At 60.1% G+C, this 20,220-nt stretch carries 20 protein-coding genes; 5 read left to right on the forward strand and 15 right to left on the reverse strand.

Going from position 1 to position 20,220, the window contains the following annotated elements; genetic code table 11:
- Positions 1 to 74: 74 nt before the first annotated feature.
- Entirely contained in the window at positions 75 to 392 is a 318-nt protein-coding gene (locus tag ACWGTI_RS29200) for a hypothetical protein (RefSeq protein ID WP_454590247.1), read from the forward strand.
- Positions 389 to 2,659 carry a relaxase/mobilization nuclease domain-containing protein gene (locus ACWGTI_RS29205; protein WP_454590248.1) on the forward strand — a complete coding sequence of 757 codons (2,271 nt, stop codon included), beginning with the start codon at positions 389 to 391 and terminating at the stop codon, positions 2,657 to 2,659. The genes ACWGTI_RS29200 and ACWGTI_RS29205 overlap by 4 nt, the downstream gene beginning before the upstream one ends.
- Positions 2,660 to 2,949: 290 nt before the next feature.
- Here the strand turns inward: ACWGTI_RS29205 and ACWGTI_RS29210 are convergent, their stop codons facing one another.
- From ACWGTI_RS29210 to ACWGTI_RS29275, 14 genes are all read right to left on the reverse strand, one after another.
- Complete coding sequence (locus tag ACWGTI_RS29210) at positions 2,950 to 3,861, reverse strand: nucleotidyl transferase AbiEii/AbiGii toxin family protein (RefSeq protein ID WP_454590249.1); 912 nt, start codon at positions 3,859 to 3,861, stop codon at positions 2,950 to 2,952.
- A complete protein-coding gene (locus ACWGTI_RS29215; protein WP_454590250.1) occupies positions 3,851 to 4,267 on the reverse strand; it encodes a DUF6088 family protein in 417 nt (138 codons plus the stop codon). Before ACWGTI_RS29215 ends, ACWGTI_RS29210 begins: the two co-directional genes overlap by 11 nt.
- A 329-nt stretch (positions 4,268 to 4,596) precedes the next feature.
- Positions 4,597 to 6,897 (reverse strand): type IV secretory system conjugative DNA transfer family protein, encoded by a 2,301-nt coding sequence (locus ACWGTI_RS29220; RefSeq protein WP_454590251.1) that lies wholly within the window; start codon positions 6,895 to 6,897, stop codon positions 4,597 to 4,599.
- 64 nt (positions 6,898 to 6,961) lie between these two features.
- Positions 6,962 to 8,008 carry a P-type DNA transfer ATPase VirB11 gene (gene virB11 / locus ACWGTI_RS29225; protein ID WP_454590252.1) on the reverse strand — a complete coding sequence of 349 codons (1,047 nt, stop codon included), beginning with the start codon at positions 8,006 to 8,008 and terminating at the stop codon, positions 6,962 to 6,964.
- Complete coding sequence (gene virB10 / locus ACWGTI_RS29230) at positions 7,974 to 9,329, reverse strand: type IV secretion system protein VirB10 (protein WP_454590253.1); 1,356 nt, start codon at positions 9,327 to 9,329, stop codon at positions 7,974 to 7,976. The genes virB11 and virB10 overlap by 35 nt, the downstream gene beginning before the upstream one ends.
- A complete protein-coding gene (gene virB9, locus ACWGTI_RS29235) occupies positions 9,313 to 10,149 on the reverse strand; it encodes a P-type conjugative transfer protein VirB9 (protein WP_454590254.1) in 837 nt (278 codons plus the stop codon). The genes virB10 and virB9 overlap by 17 nt, the downstream gene beginning before the upstream one ends.
- A complete protein-coding gene (locus ACWGTI_RS29240) occupies positions 10,146 to 10,877 on the reverse strand; it encodes a virB8 family protein (RefSeq protein ID WP_454590255.1) in 732 nt (243 codons plus the stop codon). Before ACWGTI_RS29240 ends, virB9 begins: the two co-directional genes overlap by 4 nt.
- A 15-nt stretch (positions 10,878 to 10,892) precedes the next feature.
- Positions 10,893 to 11,960 (reverse strand): type IV secretion system protein, encoded by a 1,068-nt coding sequence (locus ACWGTI_RS29245; protein WP_454590256.1) that lies wholly within the window; start codon positions 11,958 to 11,960, stop codon positions 10,893 to 10,895.
- A 226-nt stretch (positions 11,961 to 12,186) separates the two neighbouring features.
- A complete protein-coding gene (locus ACWGTI_RS29250; RefSeq protein WP_454590257.1) occupies positions 12,187 to 12,900 on the reverse strand; it encodes a type IV secretion system protein in 714 nt (237 codons plus the stop codon).
- Between the two features lie 12 nt (positions 12,901 to 12,912).
- Positions 12,913 to 13,800, reverse strand: coding sequence for a hypothetical protein (locus ACWGTI_RS29255; protein WP_454590258.1), 888 nt, complete (start codon positions 13,798 to 13,800; stop codon positions 12,913 to 12,915).
- Positions 13,797 to 16,208 carry a VirB4 family type IV secretion/conjugal transfer ATPase gene (locus tag ACWGTI_RS29260; RefSeq protein WP_454590259.1) on the reverse strand — a complete coding sequence of 804 codons (2,412 nt, stop codon included), beginning with the start codon at positions 16,206 to 16,208 and terminating at the stop codon, positions 13,797 to 13,799. The genes ACWGTI_RS29255 and ACWGTI_RS29260 overlap by 4 nt, the downstream gene beginning before the upstream one ends.
- Positions 16,209 to 16,210: 2 nt before the next feature.
- Positions 16,211 to 16,519: a type IV secretion system protein VirB3 gene (locus tag ACWGTI_RS29265; RefSeq protein WP_454590260.1), complete on the reverse strand. Its 309-nt coding sequence runs from the start codon at positions 16,517 to 16,519 to the stop codon at positions 16,211 to 16,213.
- A gap of 5 nt (positions 16,520 to 16,524) precedes the next feature.
- Positions 16,525 to 16,833, reverse strand: a complete 309-nt coding sequence (locus tag ACWGTI_RS29270; RefSeq protein ID WP_454590261.1) for a TrbC/VirB2 family protein — start codon at positions 16,831 to 16,833, stop codon at positions 16,525 to 16,527.
- 12 nt (positions 16,834 to 16,845) lie between these two features.
- Entirely contained in the window at positions 16,846 to 17,706 is an 861-nt protein-coding gene (locus ACWGTI_RS29275; RefSeq protein ID WP_454590262.1) for a lytic transglycosylase domain-containing protein, read from the reverse strand.
- 628 nt (positions 17,707 to 18,334) lie between these two features.
- Here ACWGTI_RS29275 and ACWGTI_RS29280 point away from each other — a divergent pair.
- The 3 genes from ACWGTI_RS29280 (at position 18,335) to ACWGTI_RS29290 (ending at position 19,923) form a co-directional block, all read left to right on the forward strand.
- The gene (locus ACWGTI_RS29280) at positions 18,335 to 18,934 is read left to right on the forward strand and encodes a thermonuclease family protein (protein WP_454590268.1); all 600 of its coding nucleotides are present in this window, start codon (positions 18,335 to 18,337) and stop codon (positions 18,932 to 18,934) included.
- A 183-nt stretch (positions 18,935 to 19,117) separates the two neighbouring features.
- On the forward strand, positions 19,118 to 19,297 hold the full coding sequence (locus ACWGTI_RS29285; protein ID WP_454590263.1) for a thermonuclease family protein: 180 nt from the start codon (positions 19,118 to 19,120) through the stop codon (positions 19,295 to 19,297).
- A 287-nt stretch (positions 19,298 to 19,584) separates the two neighbouring features.
- Entirely contained in the window at positions 19,585 to 19,923 is a 339-nt protein-coding gene (locus ACWGTI_RS29290) for a hypothetical protein (protein WP_454590264.1), read from the forward strand.
- Here the strand turns inward: ACWGTI_RS29290 and ACWGTI_RS29295 are convergent.
- Positions 19,920 to 20,220: hypothetical protein (locus ACWGTI_RS29295; RefSeq protein ID WP_454590265.1), on the reverse strand; the 301-nt coding region annotated here is incomplete at its 5' end. The genes ACWGTI_RS29290 and ACWGTI_RS29295 overlap by 4 nt on opposite strands.

The raw sequence follows: 20,220 nt of genomic DNA on the forward strand, positions 1-20,220 counted from the left end.
AAAAAGGTCCTCGAAAGCGCTCCCGGATCGATCTCGGACCGGAGGCGACCGCGCTCCTGGATGAGGCTTCCAAGGTGTTCCAACTCGACCGGGCCGAGACGTTGCGGCGCATTATCCGCGCAAGCCTGGATGTTGGTCCGGCTCTGTCCGCTAACAATTCACGAACTGTGGCGGCCTTGGCCTCGCAAGTTCGAATGGTCGGCCGAAACCTCAGCCAGCTTCTCCATGCCATTCATTCCGGCCACGCTGCCCCCATGGAGGCAGCGTTGCCGATATGGGAGGCGCTCGACGAGAGGGTCAGAGCTGTCGACGCCGAGTTAACGGCGATGACGATCGCCCATGGGCTGAAACTTCGGAAGGCGGCGCATCTGCTGGACGGTGAGGAAGCGTGAACCTCGACCAGTCCTCTATTCAGGCCATTGCAGATAGGATTCGCGCAAGCGCCGCCGTCGAGGCGGAGAATCGAAAGAGTCGCCACCAGGCCGCTTTATCCTTTGCGAGCAATGACGACGATTGGTTCATCAAAACGGTTCGCGGCCGGCGAGGGGATGGCGGTTTCGGTGCAAGCCGGCCGTCGGAACCGACTGTTCCGAGCGCGGCGGCGCATGAACTGGAGCCGCCACGCGGCAAGGCCGGGCGGCTAAATCTAGCGCTTCCCACGAAGCGCCGTCAGCTTGCCGGCGGTCCCGCAGAGAAGGCGGTCGCCAGCAAGCTCGCGTCGGGTTATCAGCCAGCCGTCCTGAAGGTGATTTCCTACGGGCATGGCGTCACAAGAGCGACCGCCATCGGCCAATACATCCAGAAGGAGGGCGTCAGCCTCGAAACTCATGATACCCGCATCCTGGCGACGCAGGAGGCCGTTGCCGAAGAGATGAAACAGTGGGCCAAGGGCTTCGACAAGCGGCGTGAAAGCGAGGATGTCGCGACGTTTCGGCTTTCGGTGGCAGGGGAGCAGAGTGCCGAGCGGCTAAAGCACGCCGTTCAGGCTGGATTTGCCGGCCACGGCTACGCCTATCGTATCGACACGCTGCAGGACGGTTCGAGCATCGCACGTGTGGTCGCGACCATGGCCGGCCACGATGTCGTCCAAGGGGAGGACGGGGACAAGAAGGTGAAGCACCGGTTTCACCTTTCCGACGCACGCCAGTCTGATCGCCAGTTCTCGGCACCGACCCGAGCCATGATCGCCTCGCGGATCTCCGAGACGCTTGTTGTCAGCGAGGATGCCGTATCGGTCAAACCACTTGGAGAACCGAGCCACGGCAAAGCTGGCGTCGTGTTCCAGCTCTCGCGCCTTACCCATGACGGGGCGGCGATCGGTGCGGACGGCGCCACGATCGCTGCAGAGGAGGCGGTTCGGCAGACCGCCCAGTCCTGGGACAAGACGCTGAATTCGTATAAGCCTCGCGACACAATGCATATGATCCTGTCGGCCAAGGCCGGCGAGGACAGGGAGGCGCTCGTAAGGGCAGCGCGTGGGTTCCTGCATGAGCAGTTCCCCAATCACAAATTCGCCTTCGGCATGCATGCCGACATGGCAGAGGAGGGGGGACACATTCACGTCCATGCCATCGTGGCGGTGAAAGGCGAGGACGGCCAGCGCTTGCGGCCTGGCCCGGCACAGCTTCGTGAATGGCGGTCGCTCTATGCCCAGCATGCAGAAGCGCAGGGCATGAAAATCGTCGCGACCTCGGCGGCCTATCGTGCGTCATCACAAAGCTATGGCCCGCGAGACAAGGCAATCGCCGCCGCAGCCGACAAGCCACGGCCCGGGAGGGAGGCACGTGACCGCGCCTATGCCCGAGCGAACCCGCATGTCATCCAGAAAGCCCGCCAACGCATCAGCCATGCAAAGGCCAATCCCATCAAAATTCCGGTTTCGGCGCGTCAGCTTCGGGCCACCCAGGCGGGCCTTCAGGACTGGCAATCGGTCGCCGCATCTCGGCCGAACAGCGCAATAGCGAGTCAATTCAATGATCGGATGACGCAGGCCGTCCGGTCAGGTACTATCGTGGTCGCTATTCGGGATGGAAAGGGTATTCGAATGAGTTCAGATGCCACCGCAGACCAGATGCGGGAAAACCTGAAAGAGATCAATGAGACGGTTAACAAGACGGCCGCCATGATGAACGGCCAGACCAAAGCGGAGTTCTTGCGGCGGGCGGCGCCCACCATGGAGTTGCTTGCGATCCGGACGGATCTTAAATCGATCCAGGAGCGCGGCGTAACGCATGTCAGCGAGCATGAGGCGCATCAGATCGCCGGCCCACGTGCTGAAGCTCTAATCCATCGCGCTCAAGAGATCGAGGCGGCAGAGCGGCTGGAGGCCGATCGCGCCCGCGAGATCCGCAATCGCGCCATTGAGCAGCAGATACGCGACGAACGTGCTGGATCGGCTGATCCGACCTCGCTCGAACAGGTTGCGCAAGACCGTGAAATGGTGCGCAACGCCGAAAGCATCGCGGCGAAGGAGGCTGGTGAGGCACAGGCCGCGAGCGAAGCCGCCCGCGCCTTGGCGCAGAACCCGAACGAGCGGCTTGATCCTAACGCCATCAAAGGCGAACGGCTCGAAGAATTGCAGCGCCTGCAATCGAAGAGCATCAACACCGCTCCAGTCGAAGACGAGGAGCCGGATTCACAGAAGCCGCAAAAACAGTAGTCACCTCTCATGCAAGATCGGGTGGCGCTCGTTTCGTCCGAAGCGGAGCCCACCACGATATTTTGGGCAAGAACGCGGGATCACCCGGTCCAAATCTCGCTTCGGACCGTTCACCGGCCTCAACGCCAGATCCCGGTTTGTCACGAGCGGTTTGTGTGTCCCGGAACCTTCCCCGTACATGTAAGCTGAAACGAAAAAAGACGCCCCGAAGAGCGCCTTTTTTCATTTCTGGGGAGTCGAGGATCGTAATGCACGAGGGCAAACTGCCAATAGGTTCTCGATTTTTCGAGTTAATAGGTCCGGATGCGGTCCGCGAAGCGTTGCACCACTTCGAAAGCTGATGCGAAGTCAGGTTTCTTGCCATAAACCATATCATCGAGCAGCTTCGCATAGCCCTCGACGAACTTTGCGTCTTTGGACATGGCCGCGTACGCGCGGAGCGTTTCAGCCCTTGGGTCGGCCTTGTAGGCAGGATAGTCGTCAGCACGGCTTTCCGCTTCGGCCTTCATCGTTTCCAAGGCTATTGCGGCCGCCTCGTCCACATCATAGTGGCCATCCATGCGTGACAAGTCGTAGACGTGACGGACTAGCGTGTGGTCGAGGTCCCCAAGCCCCGCAAAAGCAAAACCGGCGCGACGCCCAAGCGCAACGAACTTGTCCGCTACGGTTTCTACCAGTCTCACGCAGGCAACATCTATTGCCTCGGCAGCAGCGCCTTGGGCGTCAGCAACAAAGGATGAGACCGAGCGTTTTTCCGGTGCCATTGAAAGGGGAAACGCAGCGATTTCGATCTTGATCTCCGGGCGCAAAACACCCTCTCCCCTTGCGATAGGCTCATAGGGCAGATCGTAGCGGACATATCGGTCCTTCTGCTTGACGGAGTAGCGGCCTTCTACCGCGAAACCAGCCGCTTCGAGCTTCTCGTTCACCTCGCCTCGCAAACGCTTGAGCGCGCCGCGCGAATTGGCCTTTTGGCCCACGATGCGCAAGTCAATGTCCTCTGACATCCGTTCGAGCAGGCGATAGGCGCGGCCAAGCGCTGTTCCCCCGCCGAACGCCAGAGTCAGTCCATCGACCTGCACATCATGGATGGCAGCCAAGGCTCGAACGACAAACCAGTCCTTCTCGACCAACGCAGGCGAAGGAAGGCCAAAATAATCCTGTACCTCCAGAAGAGTTTTCTGGTCTGGCTTACCGTTCAACGCGAAGCTCCGTGCGGCCATCGGATAGCCGTCGGCTGAAACGCGCCTTGACTTTGACTGTCGGGTTCACTGGGATCTGAGTTGAACGACCTTCATTGTAGGCTTTTGTGCTGGCACTCTGCTCCCAAGGCACACCAAGCTTGTTAAGCGCCTGAAGTGCCGCGCTATGGAAGCCGTTGGAACTGGAGACCATGAGCCGGCCCGATATGCGCGATCGCATCGCGCGGGCGTAAACACCGTAACCCAGTCGCATCAGAGTCCCATCATGGACCAGGGACCTGAGCGCGCGTAAAACCTGGTCCTCACCACTGAGATCAGCAAAATCCCGCGGAAGAAAGACATCAGTCTTCTTCGTTCTGGCGACGCGGTTCTGGACTTTCTGCTTCAATGTCCTTGGCTGGTGCATGCTCGACTTCTTTCTTCAAACACCCGACACTCAATGTATGCAAAAACCCGACACGCGACAAGGGCTTTGTGATGAATTGGAAAGCCCACTCCGGCCGAGGCGGGATCCTTCAATAAAATATCGGGATCAGATCTTCAGGATGCCTTGGGGCTTTCGTGTGCCCGTTTCGTCCAGAATGCATACAGAGGTCTCTTTCAGCGAGACGTCCAAACCCGCATAATTCGCAATGCTGCGCTTCCCTTCCGATGTTTGTGGCTGTTGGAAAACAGACCATATTTATCATCAGCTTGAAGCGCAGCACCTCCTATCCAAAATCCGCAAATATGGGCTCAAGCCGAATGCCCATCTGTGCGGGATCTTATCCGGACCTCTGACGAGGCGTCCCGCCGATCGCCATGCCGTCGGATCTGATCCTGCAGCCCTTCGATCGCGGCAGACGGCACGCCTCCGGCTTCTTTGCCATCTCCCGCCGGCGCCAGTGACCGAGCGCCGGCCTCCACGTCCTGATCGATCGATGCGAGCAACGCGGCGATCGACGCCGACTTGTTGCCTGGCCGAGCTTGGAATTGCAGGACACTCGCCTTGCCATTGGTCCCGCCTGACGACGGCGGCGCCGATCGCCGGCTGAGGGTCGGAAGCGAACGCGGGGCATCCTCAGCGGCCTGATCCGCCCTCGGCTTCAGATTCGGAATTTCAGCGTTCGGCTCATCCGTTGGGGCGGTTACCTCAGTCTCTTCGGCAGGATGGCGACTGAGGGTTGGCAGCGAGCGAGGCGGGCCGGTAACGGCTCCGGCCGTCATTGGCTTCAGTTCGACAGCTTCAGCCGGAGGCATCGCGGCGGTCGCCGGCGTCACCCAACTCGCCGCTGGAACCGCGTCCGCATAAGCCGTGCCACCGGAATCCGGCGCGACGATAGGGTCAGGCTCGCCGAGCTCGAATGGGACGGCGGGAGCCCGGTTAGCAGCCGCCTCGATCTCCGCGAGAGAACGTAACGGCATATCCTGCCATCGTGAGAGAGGCGGAACCTTCAAGCGCCGGTGCCGAAATTCCTGGTAGGTCGCCTTATAGGGAGCGTCCTTATAATAGATGATCTTGCGCACCATGAAACCAGGGGGGCTCGAGCCCAGAACCACGGCCTGCTTCGCCGGCATTTGCCGAAGCTCCGCCGCCGTCCGGAACGGCCTTTCCTGATAACTTAAACTCTTGTCTCGGGCCCCAAATATACCTTGACCAGCCCTGATGATCGGTGTGGGCACCTCGATCGTGGTCGGTCCCAGCATTACAGAGACATGTTCCGAGGTCTCCACGTCGTTCATGCGGATGAAAAGCTTCACCTGACACGCGGTCACCGTGGTCTGCCGCGTCGCTTTTCCATAGACTTCGTCAAGCTGGGCAAGATCCTGCAGGATCAGGACCATGCGAAAGCCATAGCCCGCGTTGATCGCCAGCTTGGAAACGATAGACTCCATTTTGCCGAGCTGGCGAAACTCGTCGATCATCACCAGGACCTGATATGGCTCGTCTGGGCCTGGCGAGGAAGCCATCAGCACATCATGGATTTGCTGAACCAGGAGTTTGATGATGGGCCGGAACACGTCGAGCTGCGCCACCGAGCAGCCGATGAAGAGAGCGGTCGGGTCCTTCCGAAACTTCGAGATATCGAAATCGGTCGACGCCGTAGCGGCTGCAACGAGATCATTAGTCCAGGGGTTGAGAGCCGCCGTCAGGTTGAAGTAGGCCGAGTTTCGCGTTTCCTTTTCCAGCGCAATGAACTGGTTGAGACCGTGCACGACCCACGAAGGCAGATATTTTTCCTCGTCATTGCGGATGTTCGTCAGCACCCTGAGAAAATCCACGCCGGTCGAAAGAAGCATCGCGACGGCGCGCAAATGACGCTGCCCCTCATAGCGTGGTGACGTCAGCACATAGCCTATCATGGCCGAAAGCAGCTGCCGGCCGGCGCGCGCCCAGATCTCGGAACTTCCTGTCGCCTCGGGGATGATGAAGGAGGAGACCACCGCGCAGTCCGTCGGCATGCGCGCATCGCGCCGGATGAAATCCAGCGGATTATAGCGATGCGAATCCTGCTCGCCGGGCGAAAAGAAAAAAACCTTGTCGCCGAGAGCCTGCCGGTGCGCACCGAACGCCTCGAAGTTCTCCCGCTTCGGATCGAACCACACCGAGGATCCTCGCCACATATAACCGTTCGGAATGACAAAGCTGACGCCCTTGCCGGATCGGGTCGGCCCGACCACCAAGACGTGCGCTGGCTCGTCCGAGCGGATCGTCGCCCCACCCATCTTGCCGAGGATCAAGCCTTGCTTTGCCAGCAGGTTTTTCCTTTCGGCGTCCATGATTGTGCCGAACCGCGCATCGCCGTAGTGCTTTGGCTTGCGGTTGATCAGGCTTGCAAAGATCAGGCCGACGCCGATCGCCACGACAACCGCGATCGCGATCGCGCCCCGGATGATCGTCTCGCTCTGCGTGGGATGATAGGCCAGGCGCTGACTGAAATGCTGCCAGGCAACGAACAGGCCGCTTAGGCTGCGTTGCGCGTTCTGGTACTTTAGAAGCCCCCAGCGCGAGGCGCCTTCAGAGGGGAGGGCGGGATTCCACCGCCATGTCGCCACCAGCTCGTAGGCCAGGCTCCAAAGGGCAAGGAAGGCGGCGAGGCCGATGAGGCCGAGGAGAAGCCTATAAGCGAATACGCGAGACATTCAGGGGAACCTTTCTGGCGGCTCTCCATTCGGTCATGCGGTTGAACCAAATCGCCGAAGTTCCGCGCCAGCCGCCCCGGCGCGTTTGTTGGATCACAATCGGCAGGACAGACCGCACGTAATCAATGATCTCCGCCTTGCTCAGTCCGAGGCCAGCTTGCATGACCATGAGCGCTAGCTGTTCGAATGCACCGGTCGGGCTGTCCGCATGAACCGTCGTGATCGATCCCGGATGACCTGTGTTGACGGCGCGCAAGAATGAATAGGCTTCCGCTCCCCGGATCTCGCCAAGGAATATTCGATCAGGTCGCAAACGCATGGCCGCTTGCAGAAGCGTTTCAACAGTCACACGCGCCAGACCCTGGTCACCCTTTGACGCGACTAGGGGCAGATAGTTGGGCTGGTGTGGTTTGACCTCTCGCGTATCCTCAATGGTGAGGATCCGCTCATCCGAGGGCACCTCATGCAAGATCGCGTTCAGAAATGTCGTTTTGCCCGACGACGTTCCTCCTGAAAGCAAGATCGAATAACGCTCCCGAACGGCCAAACGGATGAAATCCTCGATCTTGCCAGCGTCGAGATATTCACAAAGGGCATTGTCAGTCTCGCTCAATTCGCCGGGATCTTGGACGGAGATCGTATCGAACGACCCCCGCTGCCGATAATCCTCAAGGCGCATATCCTTCACGACCTGCTTGCGGATTGCGAAGGCGCCTCCTGTTGGTGACGCCGGTGGAAGCACGCCCTGAAAGCGTTCGCCGCCCGGCAGGGCGGCCGAAAGCAACGGATTTTCCTCGCTGACGGACTGCGAGGATGACGCCGCGACGCGCTCCATGAGGTAGGTGATCGCGGCGCGGTCGAGTTCGGGAACGTCGAAGGATTCCATATGTGTGGACCCGACGATCTCGACCCAAACGCGTCCAGGCCCGTTCGCGCAGATTTCCACCACGCTGTCGTCATCGAGCCAGCGCCGAACAGGCTCCAGAGCCCTATTTAGAAATACGGTTCTTTGGAGCCCGCTCACGTCTTATCTCCCTCAACGCCTCGCGCACCGGGTCCAGATAGAATTCCGAAAAATCGAGGTCGCGCCGGACGAACACAATGATCCGCGACCCCTGATCAACGTGGATCGTGGGCGGGATATTGATCGAATTACGAAGCGCCTCTTCGGCAATGCGGTTGAGGCTTTGTGAAACCTGTTGAGCACCGATCTGGCGCGCGCTCTGCATGTATTGGTTGGGTTGCGTCTGGATTGTCACCGTTTGACCAGTCGTCGGATCGGTGTAGGTCTGATTGGCGTTCGATGCGTTTTGGTCCGTGCCGAGGTTGGCGATGAACTGCGTCGCGCCCCCCACGACGCTCAGAAGGATCGCGGAACCGAACCGCTCGAAATAATGGTTGTCGACCTCGCCCGGCATACCGCTCCGGCCGAGATCGTCGGTGCCGGTCGAACCGAGCTGGACCGACACGCCATCCGAGCGCAGCAGCCGGGTCCACACGATGAAAACACGAGTTTGACCGGTCGCGAGGCCACTGCGATATTCACCGATAAGGCGGGAGCCGCCGGGGATCAAAACCCTGCGGCCGTCGAACGACCACACATCCTCCGACACCACGGCTCTGACCATGCCGGCAAGATCGCTCTGAATCGCCGTCTCGAGCACGCCCTTGATCATCGTACCTTGGGCGACCAGCGCGTCCGTCCGCGGGTTCATCGTGGCCTTCGATGTATCCGCTCCGCTCTGGCTCGCCCTGGCCAAAAAACGCCGATTGGGATCCTCCTCGCCCTCACCGGCGGTTGCGGCCGCTGCTGCATCCGCCGCATTGCCGCCCAGTGTCGATGCACTGCCAGGCGCATCACCGGTATCGACGATGAGCTGCTTGGCACGCAAGCGCTCCCATTTCTGCCGTTCCTCCTCCTCACGCCGCCGCCGCTCTTCCTCAGCCAGACGCCGGGCCTCGGAATCGTCCTGGACCTGTGGTGCTGCTGTCGGGGGTTGCAAAGCGGGCGGCGGGGGAGGGGGCGCCTCAATTGTCGATGGCGGTTGCGGCGCTGGCGGCGGTTCCTCGGGAGCCGTCGGGATTTTCAAGGTCCCGTTATCAAGCTGGGGACGCGGCGTATCGAGCCCCGGCGCTGGAAACTGCGTGGTGTGAAACTCCTCGCCATCCGACGCCGTCAACAACGGCCTATCCGGAGCACGCGTCGCCGTGTAGATCATCCAGCCAGCGACGATTACCGCACCCAGCGGTACCGCGATCTTGAAGAACGTGCTTGCCCCGAATTTTGGCGCGGCGACCGCCGTGCTCTCCTCAGCGAGCGCTCTGTACTCATTGGGAGATGGCATTAGGTCCCCTCACTTTCCGAACCGTCTCACCACCGACACGCTGCGGCTCGTAAGGTTCGAGCCCCGTCGGTTCGTTCACGTTGTTCAGTCTCAGATTAAATACGCAGGTTGCTTCGTTGCCGTTGCGCAGGGTCCATTGGTAGTTGACCTTGTCGACCACGATGTACGCGCCCTCGCGGCGATAATTCACAAGGGTCTCATTGCGCTCGCTATCAACGACGTAGATCGCCGGCACTTCCCGCGCCGGATCGAAGCGGAACCAGGTCTTCACGCCATCGTCGTAGATCACGAGCGGCTTATTTACCGACGAGCCCTTATAGCCATAGGACGAATTGGCATTTTCCGCCTTGAAGCCCTGCCGGTTCGGCTGCGCAGCCCGGGCCCGGGCTTCGTCCATCAAAGCCGCGTCCGACGCCTCCTCCGGATAGCGAAACTTGATCGCATAGACCTGTTGTGCAATCGGCCGAAACTCGCCCGTCAGAAAGAACACATAGCTGCGCTTATTCGTCAGGACGTTGAGATTACCGCCTGCGTTCTTCTCGATTGGCTTCACGAAGAGCACGTTGCCCTTCTTGTTGGGCTCGATGCTCCAGGCCGGCACGTCGCCGGCGCCGAGGGTCTCGATCTTCTCGTCATCGCCGAATTCGATCATGGTCGAGGCGCCGTAGCTTGCCGGCACCGACACCACATCGTCCTTTTGATACCAGACGAAGCGAATGCGACTATCACGAGATCCAGCCCGTGGGGTTTGTACCGCAAAGCCCGGCTGAACCGCGAAAACGGCGAGCCCGATTGCTGTCAGGATGCTGGCGACCTTCAATTCGGGCTCTCCGCGGTGGGTGCCGGCGCGGTCTCTTGATCGCGCCGATATTCGAGCACCTGGAAGCCGAGCGGATTCTGAAAACGGATCTCGTTCTTGGCTGGCACGCCGGTGTAGCGGAAGCGGATCAACGACACCCAATGCCGCTGTATCGTGTTCGCCTGGCTCTTTTCCTCCGTCATGAACCGGACCAGGGCGGTCCTCTGGTTAGGAAATGTTACCGACTTGACCGTCACCGCCACGACGGTGTTTCGCCCGTAGAGCACAACGGGATTCGTCACCTTGTTGGCCGGACTGAAAAGCTCGACGAGTTCGCGCGAGGCGTCCGCGGTGCTGAGCAATTGCGCGAGATCGAAATTGTCCTTTAGGGCCTTGGGATCGTAGGTCTCGCGCGCCTTCACATAGCGGACGATATCGAACATCCCCATCGACTCGTCCTGCTGCAAAGGACCGTCGGCCAACGGGCGCTTCACCTCGACAAACCCGGTGGATTTGTCGACCACCACCATGTAGGGCTCATAGGTCTTGAGCGGCAGCGCCAGGATCAGCGCCCCCATGGCTGCTACGGCAATGACCGAGGCTACGGTCGCCACGCACCACGCCAGAGATCGCGACCAGCGATTGCGCCGCGCGATATCCTTTTCCCAGATTGCCGCATCCGCGTAGTACGGCAATGGAGACTCGTTTCCCTTCGCCGGTCGCCCAGCGTTTTGCTTCACATCGCTCATTGGCACCCCAAAACGCTATGCGGAATCCGTCAGCTTTCGGGAAAGCCGCGCATACTCCGCTGAACTCTCATATCTTCTCTGGGCAAAGCTAACCCGCGCCCGCTCACGACCCGCCAAGCGTTCCTGGCGGGTGCTCATACCCATGCGCCTCATGGCCGCGTTCGAACCGGCCCCCATTGCTCCGAAAGCGCCGCCATAGAACCGTCCAAAGGAGGGCGTTCCGATGCCAATTCCGCCGGCGAGCGAGGCGGCAACGTTCGTGATTTGCGACAGCAGCAGCACGCCAACAAGGCAGATCAGGATGAGCGGCGCGGCTTCGGTCAATGTCGTTGTCGCAGCGCCGTTCGAGCGGTTGACCGCGTCGAAATAGGTCTGCGTGATCGAAATGAAGAATGCGCAGAAGGCATAGACGAGAATCTGTACACACATGTACTGCACGATCGCCGTCATCCAGCCAGCGAAGAACCTGGTCGTATAGCCGAACAGCATGAGAATGATGAACACTGGCGCGAGCGCCAGCAAAAGCCACAGGAAGATTTTCGACAGAATGATGAGAAAGATCGCATAACCGATGAGCAGCGCGCCGACGATAAGGATGAGCGCACCCAGCACATAGCCGCCGAAGTTCAACACCCCCAGGTTCTTGATAAAGGCAGAGGTGGAGTTGGCGAGCGAATCCCAGATGTTTTGGAGGGCCGTTTGCACGGAATTGACGGAGTTCAACCCGGCCGATGTCCCCGTCACATTGGCCGACACGCTCGTCAGCAGGCTGTTCCCGATCGCGGAAGGTGTCTCATTCGCGAACGTGTAGGCATATTTTTGAAAGTCCGCCCAGCTGGTCGCCAGGGCGTAGATGACGAAGGCGCGGAACAAGCGCCAGACCATCTCTTTTCCCGATCCTGTCGAGGTTCCCTGCCAGATGCTGACAGCCCAGAATATCACGTACAGCGTCAGCATCAGGCCGGCGACACCAACCGTTCCCCCACCGGTCAAGGCCGACGCGAGATTCTGGTAGGCTTGCGATACGTAGTTGTTGCCGAACTGGTCGACCTGTTGCAGAAGCGTCGTGATATTGAAGTTCATTTTTTCGCCATCCCGCCTGGAAACAGAGATGGATCGCTATTGAGTGCCCGCATCGGACCGCACTCAGGTGGGCTCGCCGCTTCTGTTTTTGGTTCGAGCGCCGCAAACGCCATTGGCTGCATCGGTCCCTCGTCACGTGAGCACGGAGCCTTGAGCGGCTTGTGGCTGCATCCCGAGGTCGCGACGGCGCCAATGACGGCGGCCGTAAAAAGGAAAAAGCGCACTGTCATTGGCTCGACTTGTAATCGAGCGCCCGCGTGGCCTGAGTAATCAGGTTCATCCGATCGATGTTTTCCTGATTGGCAGCGGCCGTAGCGGTGTTCACCGAGCCGATCAGCTCATTCACAGTCAGGCCGGTTTGGACCATGATCTGGCTGTTCTGATCGATCGAGCCTTTAATGTCCTGCGCAGTGCCGATCTTCTGAGCACCCGACTGAAAGGCGCTGGAGCGGGTCTTCACACCGGTTTGCGAGGAGTCGACCAACCCTGTGACTGTGGCCGCAACATTGACGAGGGAGCTGTAGTTTTTATCCATCTGCGTCGTCTGACCGTTGATCAGACCCGAGATGGTTTTGACAAGCTGCAGGCCGTTGATGAGGTTCGAAACGATTCCTTGCGATCCATTGCCGAGGCCGCCGAACGACAACGAACCGCCCGAGATCACGCTGCCGAGGGACGGCGCGCCAGCCATGGAAAAGCCACCGTTGCCCAAGGCCATCTGCGCGAGCTGGCCCGCCTGGCTCGACCGGTCGCCCGTGACGGCCTGCAGCGTCTTTTGCGTATAGTTCATGATGTTGCGGTCGGTGCTCAGAATCTGGCTCGTCGCCGATGCAATCTGCCGAGCCTGTTCCAGATTGGCCGCGTCGATCGTGGGCACCTGGGCCAAGGCGACGCTGGCAAAGCCAAACAAGGTTGCCGCTGACAACGTAAGTCTACGCATGGCCTGTCTCTCCTATCGAGCCTGATACTGATTGACCGCGGACATCAAATCGTCCGTGGTCAGGTTGACAGGGGCGCTGTTCGCCTCCTTTTGAATTTGCGAAAGCATGGGCGACACGTTCTCAACCGTGTCGGTCGTGCGCGGTGCGGTGCATCCGCTGTCCGTTGACGAGCAGCACGAGGTGCCGGCCGTGCCGGCGCCACCCGTGCCGTTCGGGCAGTTTGTGGAGCTGCCCGAGCCCGTCCCAGGGGAAGGGGGCGGCGGTGTTGGCACCACCAACCCGGAAGTTCCACGGCTCGTCATCGTGGCCGTGCCGATGTTTCGAACATTGAAAGCTTGCGCGAAGAACCCGGTAGACTGGATCACCTCATTGAAGGTCAACCCACCTTGCGCGCGGATACCGCTGTTGCGGTCGAAAGCTTCCATAACGGTTTTGTCGGTTCCGATATCCTGGCCCATGGTCTCGAAGACCTGCTTGTTGGGCGCGACGGTCGACATGCTGCTGTTCATGCCGCCAACGACAGTGCCAGTGATATCCAGCATGCTCCTGTCGCCGGCATTGCCAGCGACAGCGCCCGATCCCGATCCGATCGAGGCGAACGCGGAGGAGGCCTTAATATCGGGATTGGCCTGTTCGAGGGACGCGCGCCCACTCGACGGATCGACTGAACCCGTCGGGCTCTTGACGTTGTCCGCCTTCTTCGGCGTCGTTACAGCGCAATTGACGCCCTGCGTTGAGGATTTCGTGCCGTCCTGAATCAACTGGATCTGAACCTTGTCGGTCTTGTCCTCGCTTCGCTTCGACAAGATCGAGCTGTCCGATACCGGCACGGCCGCCACGGCCGCCGATCCCGCAAAAATCGTTGTGAGGGCGACCGTCGCGCCGATGATGGTCTTCATTGCTGGTCCCTCCCAAGAAAGATTGGCAACCAAACCTCCGGATCGTCGCCGACGCGCGCACGCAGCGCGTCCAGCTCCTGAACCGTCTCAATTCGACCGGAAAGGATCTTGATAGCGTCAGGCATCGCGCCCAGGTTCAGGCGCGCGATGACGCTGTCGTGATCATGCCTGATCAGGAATTTGCGAGCTTCCGGCGGGGTTTCGCGGATCCATTTAATCTCGCGCTCCGACAGCCCGAACGCTCTGTGCGATTCCTCGTCGGCCTTCGGATTGGGGAAAAAGATGTTGGTCGGCGTCTGTTCGATCAGCGTATTGGCGATCGACGACTTCACAATATCGGCAGCAGATTGCGTGCCGAAGCCGATGATGCCATTCAGCTTACGAATGGTTTTCAGCTTGTCCTTGATAAAGTAGCTGAAAATATCATTGTCGAGGAGCTTCCAGCCCTCATCGAGGAAGATCATCACCGGTTGCCCGTCGAGCAGTTCCTCGATGCGATGGAAAATATAGAGCAAGGCCGCCGTGCTGGTCGTTGTGTCGCTCAGAACGCTCGTCATGTCGAACCCGAAAATTGACGACATCGAAAACGTGTCTTCCGCGTTGTTGAACAACCAACCTCGCTGGTCCGGCCTCATCCATGGCTGAAGGCGCGAATAGAGATCGTCATCGCCGGCGCGCATGGCACCGCGCAACAGCTCCGCGAACTCCTCCATCGTCCGGCCCTCCGGCGGCGCGCTCGCCACCTGGGCGATCGCGTTCCGGATGACTTGCTCCTCGCGCGTCGAGTGCCCGTGCCCGTCGACACGACGGAGCATGAAGCTGAAAAGCTGGAAGAGAAATTCCCGGTTGTGCGCGGTGTCGGGCAGGCGCAACGGATTGAAGCCGGAAGGCTCCCCGGCCTTCAGGACCTCATAGCGCCCTCCCAGAGACCGCACGAAGATATCCAGGCCCCGATCCTTGTCGATCATCACCAGCTTGGGGCGGGGCGCAAGGCGCTGCGCCTGTGCCGCCAGAAAGCCGAGCAACACCGTCTTGCCCGAGCCCGAGGGGCCGTTCAGGGTGAAGTTGCCGAGGTCTCGAACATGGAAGTTGAAGAAATAAGCCGTTTGCGACGTCGTCTCGAGGACGCTTATCGGGCTTCCCCAATGAACGCCGCCAGTCCGCCCGCTCGGATAATTATGGAAGGCCGAGAAGCCCGCCATGTTCTTCGAGGAAATCATGGACTTGCGCGCCACATAGGCGAAATTGCCAGGCAGGGTGGCCCAGAACGCGGGTTCACAATTCAGGTCCTCGCGAACCCATAGGGCGGACACCTCCGTCAGCGCCGTGCCGACATCGGTCACGCAGCGGGCGACGTCGTCCATGGTTTTCCCAAGGCAAAGCACCATCAGATGATGCATGCCGTAGAGGGCTTCCGAGGACAGAAGCTCATCGCGGGCTTCACTGAGCTGATCAGCCACGATCGAGCCGGCTTCATCCGACATGTCGATCTTGCGTCCGACCCGCTCCATCTGGGTCAGCGCCTGTGGCTTGTCGATGATAGCGAAGGATTGCGTCACGATGAATTCGTGCGGCGCCTTCAGCATCGGGTTGAGCATCCCCGGCCCCGTGATGGAGGGGTACTCGCTCACCGAAATGATGGCGCCGTACCGAGTTTCGCTGGGGTGGGCTCCCCGGATCTCCAATGCGTTCGGACCAAAGAACAGCCGCTTCGTCGCCAATGCCTCAGCGAGCTTCATGCGCGGCAATGCCATCGGCCGCGCAAATCCGCCATTCACAAGCTGCACCAGGAATTCCAACGGCTCGGAATGCCAAACGTCATCGCGCTTGACGACCGAAAGGACCCGAGCGCCATAAGCCTGCAGGCTCTCACGGACGGCTTTCATCACGTCGGTGAGTTCGATCAATGCCCGCTCCTCCGTCGAGGAGCGACCATCCGCTGCCCTGCGTCCGAAAAGCTTGCGGATCACCAGATCCGCCGTCCCGACTGTGCCCTGCAGCTCGCGCCGCACGATCGTCAGGTAAATGTCGTTCACAAACATGCGCTGGGTACGCAGGGCCGCCGTATAGCGCTGATCCAGATCTTGGCAGAACTTATTATCAAAGCTCGACTCGATTGCGGGCTTCACCTCGCGGCGCACAATGTGGGAGTAGATCGCGTATCTGGAATTCGCCAGACCCCGAATAAGATCGTTGCGGCCGAGCAGGCGCGAATTGATCTCCGCGATATCGATCGTCTCGAAGCACAGGCCGCTCATGTGGACGAAGGACATCAGCATGCCGTCCTGCGTCTTGATCACCTCGTCCGACACATGCCGGGAATAAGGTATGTGGGCGGAAACGGGGTTTTCCCGACGAGACACGGCCCCGAAGCTCAGTTCATCACGAAGCGCGCGCGCGATTGCCATGGTCACACCCGATAACTGCGCGCGCCCCAGAAGCTAGCGCTCCGGGGTGGCGTCTTTCGTGAACGGATGAACATGATCTCGATGAACATCGGATCGCGCATGATCGCGATCCTGGCGACCGCATAGAGCGGCACGCAGATACCGAGCATGAACAGATTATGGGTTGCGAGGAACACGACGGCTGTCAGCACGCCGATGAACCCCGCTAGCTCGTAGGGTATGCCGAGCACCGTCGGCGCTCGGGTCAAACCCTTGACGAGCGGAGTAATCAACAATCTGGGCTCGCCAGGATCGATCCGACCGTCTGCCATACCGATCACCCACCCACTGCGGATTGAAAGAATTCGACGATCTGGGCCGATCCGAAGACCAACACGACGCCCAAAATCCAGCTTCCGGCCACAAACCATGACAGGCGTGCCGCCCATGCCATGAAGCCCATGAAAATGCAGAACAGAACCGCCAAGGCCGTCGCAATCGGCCCGGTCAAGGTCTGCACCAACGTTTGCAACGTGTTTTGCACCGGCTGGAGATTTCCGCCAGCGGCCATCGCCTGCGTCGCCAGCAGCATGAGCGGCATCGCCGCACCAGTGCTGCGAGCACCAATCGTCTTCAACAAGCTCATCAAGGGTTCTCCTCAGTCAAGGTTTTGCACCATCCCTCCCTGCCAGACCGGCGCTGTCGCTTCGCGACGTTTCGCGGTGCTGCCATTGCGGGTGTTAGGGCCGGATATCGGATCATTTTGCTGATCCACTGCACCGACTGCCGTCTGTTGAACACTGGCCAGGTCAAGGCTCACTGCCCCAGCAGGCATCACCGCCTCAGATCCGACCGATGGCCATTGATAGAAATCATTGATGACTTTCGCGACGTAGCCGACCGTCTCGGAGAAGGGCGGTACGCCCTTGTATTTGAGAACCGCCACCTCGCCTGCGTTGTACGCCGCGAGCATGTACATCGGGTTCGGATATTTGCGATGCAGATCCCGGAGAAAGGCGATCCCGCCTTTCACGTTGTCCGCGGGATCGCAGATATTGACGGCGTAGCTTGTTGCCGTGGACGGCAAAAGCTGCATCAGCCCATAGGCCCCCTTGGGCGATAACGCACCGGAATTAAAGCGGCTTTCGGCACGGGCAACCGCGAGAACGAGAAGCGGCGCAAAGCCTTGCTGGCGCGCGACCGTTTCGACGATTCGCTGGCCTTCTTCCCTAGAGAGGGCTGAGATGCCGGGGCAGGGGCTCTCGGCCTTTGTCGTCGTCACTGTCGTGGCCGCGCTACCCGCGACCCCTGGGGCGCCGATCCGCTGCACGTCTTGGCTCTCAACCTGATAGACCGGAATCACCCGACCATTCGCGTCGACGGCAGCATTGACGATGTGCCTGGCGGGTGCCGTAACGCGAGCCTGGAATTTCTGCGAAGCTTCTTGGGCAAACGCACTTTGGCTCACCACCAAGGTTGCACCCGCTGCCAGAATGGCTTTCTGGAATAATGGGATCATCAAAATAATCCTGTGCCGTTGCCGAGTCAGCGATATCGAATTAATACAATGACGCAATGAACTGCAATCGCGAAATTGAGGTGCGCACAATGAAAATGAGCAAAGTTCCCCCCGTTGTGGCGATTTTGCCGATCTTGGCGGCTCTGTCATCGGTGCCGGCCTCTGCCGATGATTTTGGCTGCAAGGTCTTGCTGTGCATCCTCAACCCGCAGGGTTGGGCGAGCGTCGGGGAATGTGTGCCCCCGGTCGAACGCGCGTTCCGTTTAGTCGCGCACGGAGAGCCCTGGCCTCAGTGCCCCGAAGCCGGCAGTTCCGGTCGTATCGGCTATGAGAGATTCAAACCCTGCCCTGACGGCACGATCGCCGTCACGCCCGAAACAGAGTGGAGTGGAGGCGACAACAGCTCCCATTCACGTACTCTCTATAGGCCAGAGAGCAACGGCGCTTTCTGCGCCCCCCGCAATGCGACCAGTGGCTCATGGGGCACGAACCCAAGAGGCTCGGGGTCTGCCCCCATCTCAGCGACAGGCATAAAGCCACGCGAGCAGCGCACCGATCCCAACTATGTGGATCTCACGTCCTCGGACGGCACGCAGCGCTTCTGGTTCAATCTGAGCAGGTATCGATGATGAACCGTGGCCTTGTCGCCGCTGGCTTTCTCGCAGCCATCCTCGCCGGTGTTCCGGCACGGGCCGAGGATAAACCCAATCCCTGGTTTCCAGTCCCCGCCACTGCGTCTTTCAGCACCGGCGACACCTGGACCTATGCCGGCGAGACCCATCGTCTCTACGGCGTTCAAGCGTGTCTACGAGGCACATATTTCACAAATGGGGCAGGGGGGCGTGTCGATTGCGGAGAGGCCAGCCTTGCCATGCTCGTTTCTCTTATCCGAGATCTCAAACCTCAGTGCTACACAGCAGCCTGGCAGGCCGCGACCAAGACACGCTTCGTCGTTTGTGTCGCACAGCCTACTGAAGGATCAGCGGCCGGTTCTCGCATCGATCTCGGCACGGCAATGGTTTCGACTGGCTGGGCCTTTGCGGCCGTCACTCCGAACGGCGCTCCGGTTCATGCTCCCTATATCGTCGCGCAGGAGGTCGCGAAAAAACAGCGCCTTGGCCTGTGGCAGTTCGCCGACGTTCCCGATCCCAATGCCATCATCCTTCGGAACATGCGCAACGCTTCTAACGCGGCCGGTGATCCGTCGCATCCGCCTGCAAATCAATAATGGGATCCTGACGAGCTGCATCATACCCGACATCCTGCAGAGGCCGTCGCCGCATCACGAATGCGACGGCCAGCGCTTATCTGGAGAGGAGTTAGTCATGGGGACCATCAATCGACTTATGCTCCGTGGAAATGTCGGCCAGGAACCGCGCCAGGTCGGCCAGACGTAAGGGTCAGTGGCGAAATGGCCGACGTCGCGGGCGAGATGCTGAAAGCCGGCATAGCCATCACCCTTCCTGACGATGCCGATCGTCGCATTCCGACCTACGCCCAACTCGAGCGCGAGGCTCGCAAATCCTATCGCGGTATTTGGCAAGAACCTTTGCCTTGGCTCTACCGGAAATCCTCACCTCCACGTCCATGACCCCGGAGCACGACATGCGTTCTTTTCGCCATATCCTTCCCGTCGTCGCATCCGCGGCCTTGCTCGCCGGCTGCGCCGGACGCCCGCCGGATGCTTCACAACCCGCCCAGCCCAGCCCCGTTCCAATCACAGACTCCTATTGGAAGCCGGGTTGGGCCAACCGCAGCCGACAGGAATATACTCCCGACTGGGGTCGGTTCCCGCCAGTCATGACCCAGCGAACCGGCTACCCAACCGTTTCCGAGGCGAACACCGCATTGCGGCGCTCGCGTTGGAGTTCCGCGCCTGTGCGAACGCTCGTCACAAAGGAAGGCATCAAGACGATCTCCGTCCCTGCAGAAGCCCCGGACACGATCGCTGCAAGCGTCCGCATCTTCGCTTGCCGGCCCGGTGCGCTCAACGGCTATACCGGCCGTGTGCAATCTTACAACGGCCCGGTCGTCGTCTGCGCTTCCGACCTCCTGTCGGCCGATGGCCGCGTGCTCGCACGGGTACCCCTCAATTTCTACTACTGGCAGAAGGCTTGGCGCGTCCAAGACCCGAGGCCGTCCTACAAGCCCGTGCCGTGGGCCTATCGGGAACCCTCGCCCCCCAAGAGCAAGGGTTGGTTCGGCGACCGCTATTAACGGCCGCCGTCGCATTGCCGCATGTCGACAGGTTTTATTGAAGGGAAAACGCTTTGTCTGATCCCCGATCGACCATTGCTGGAACAGATCGACCCCGACGCTAGCGGCGGCCGTCCCGCCTTCTCTGACGATCGATGCGACATGCGGCAGCACCACCAGCCGATCGCCAAACCTCGCAATTCATGCAGCCCTGATAGGCGAACTTGTTGTTCCGCCGGAACAGGGGAATCGGGTGAGTTAATTTTCACGAGATGAGGCTGACGAGAAAGTCCTCGTTCCATCCGGCCTTCAATCGTT

It is taken from the genome of Mesorhizobium sp. ArgA1, assembly GCF_053714375.1.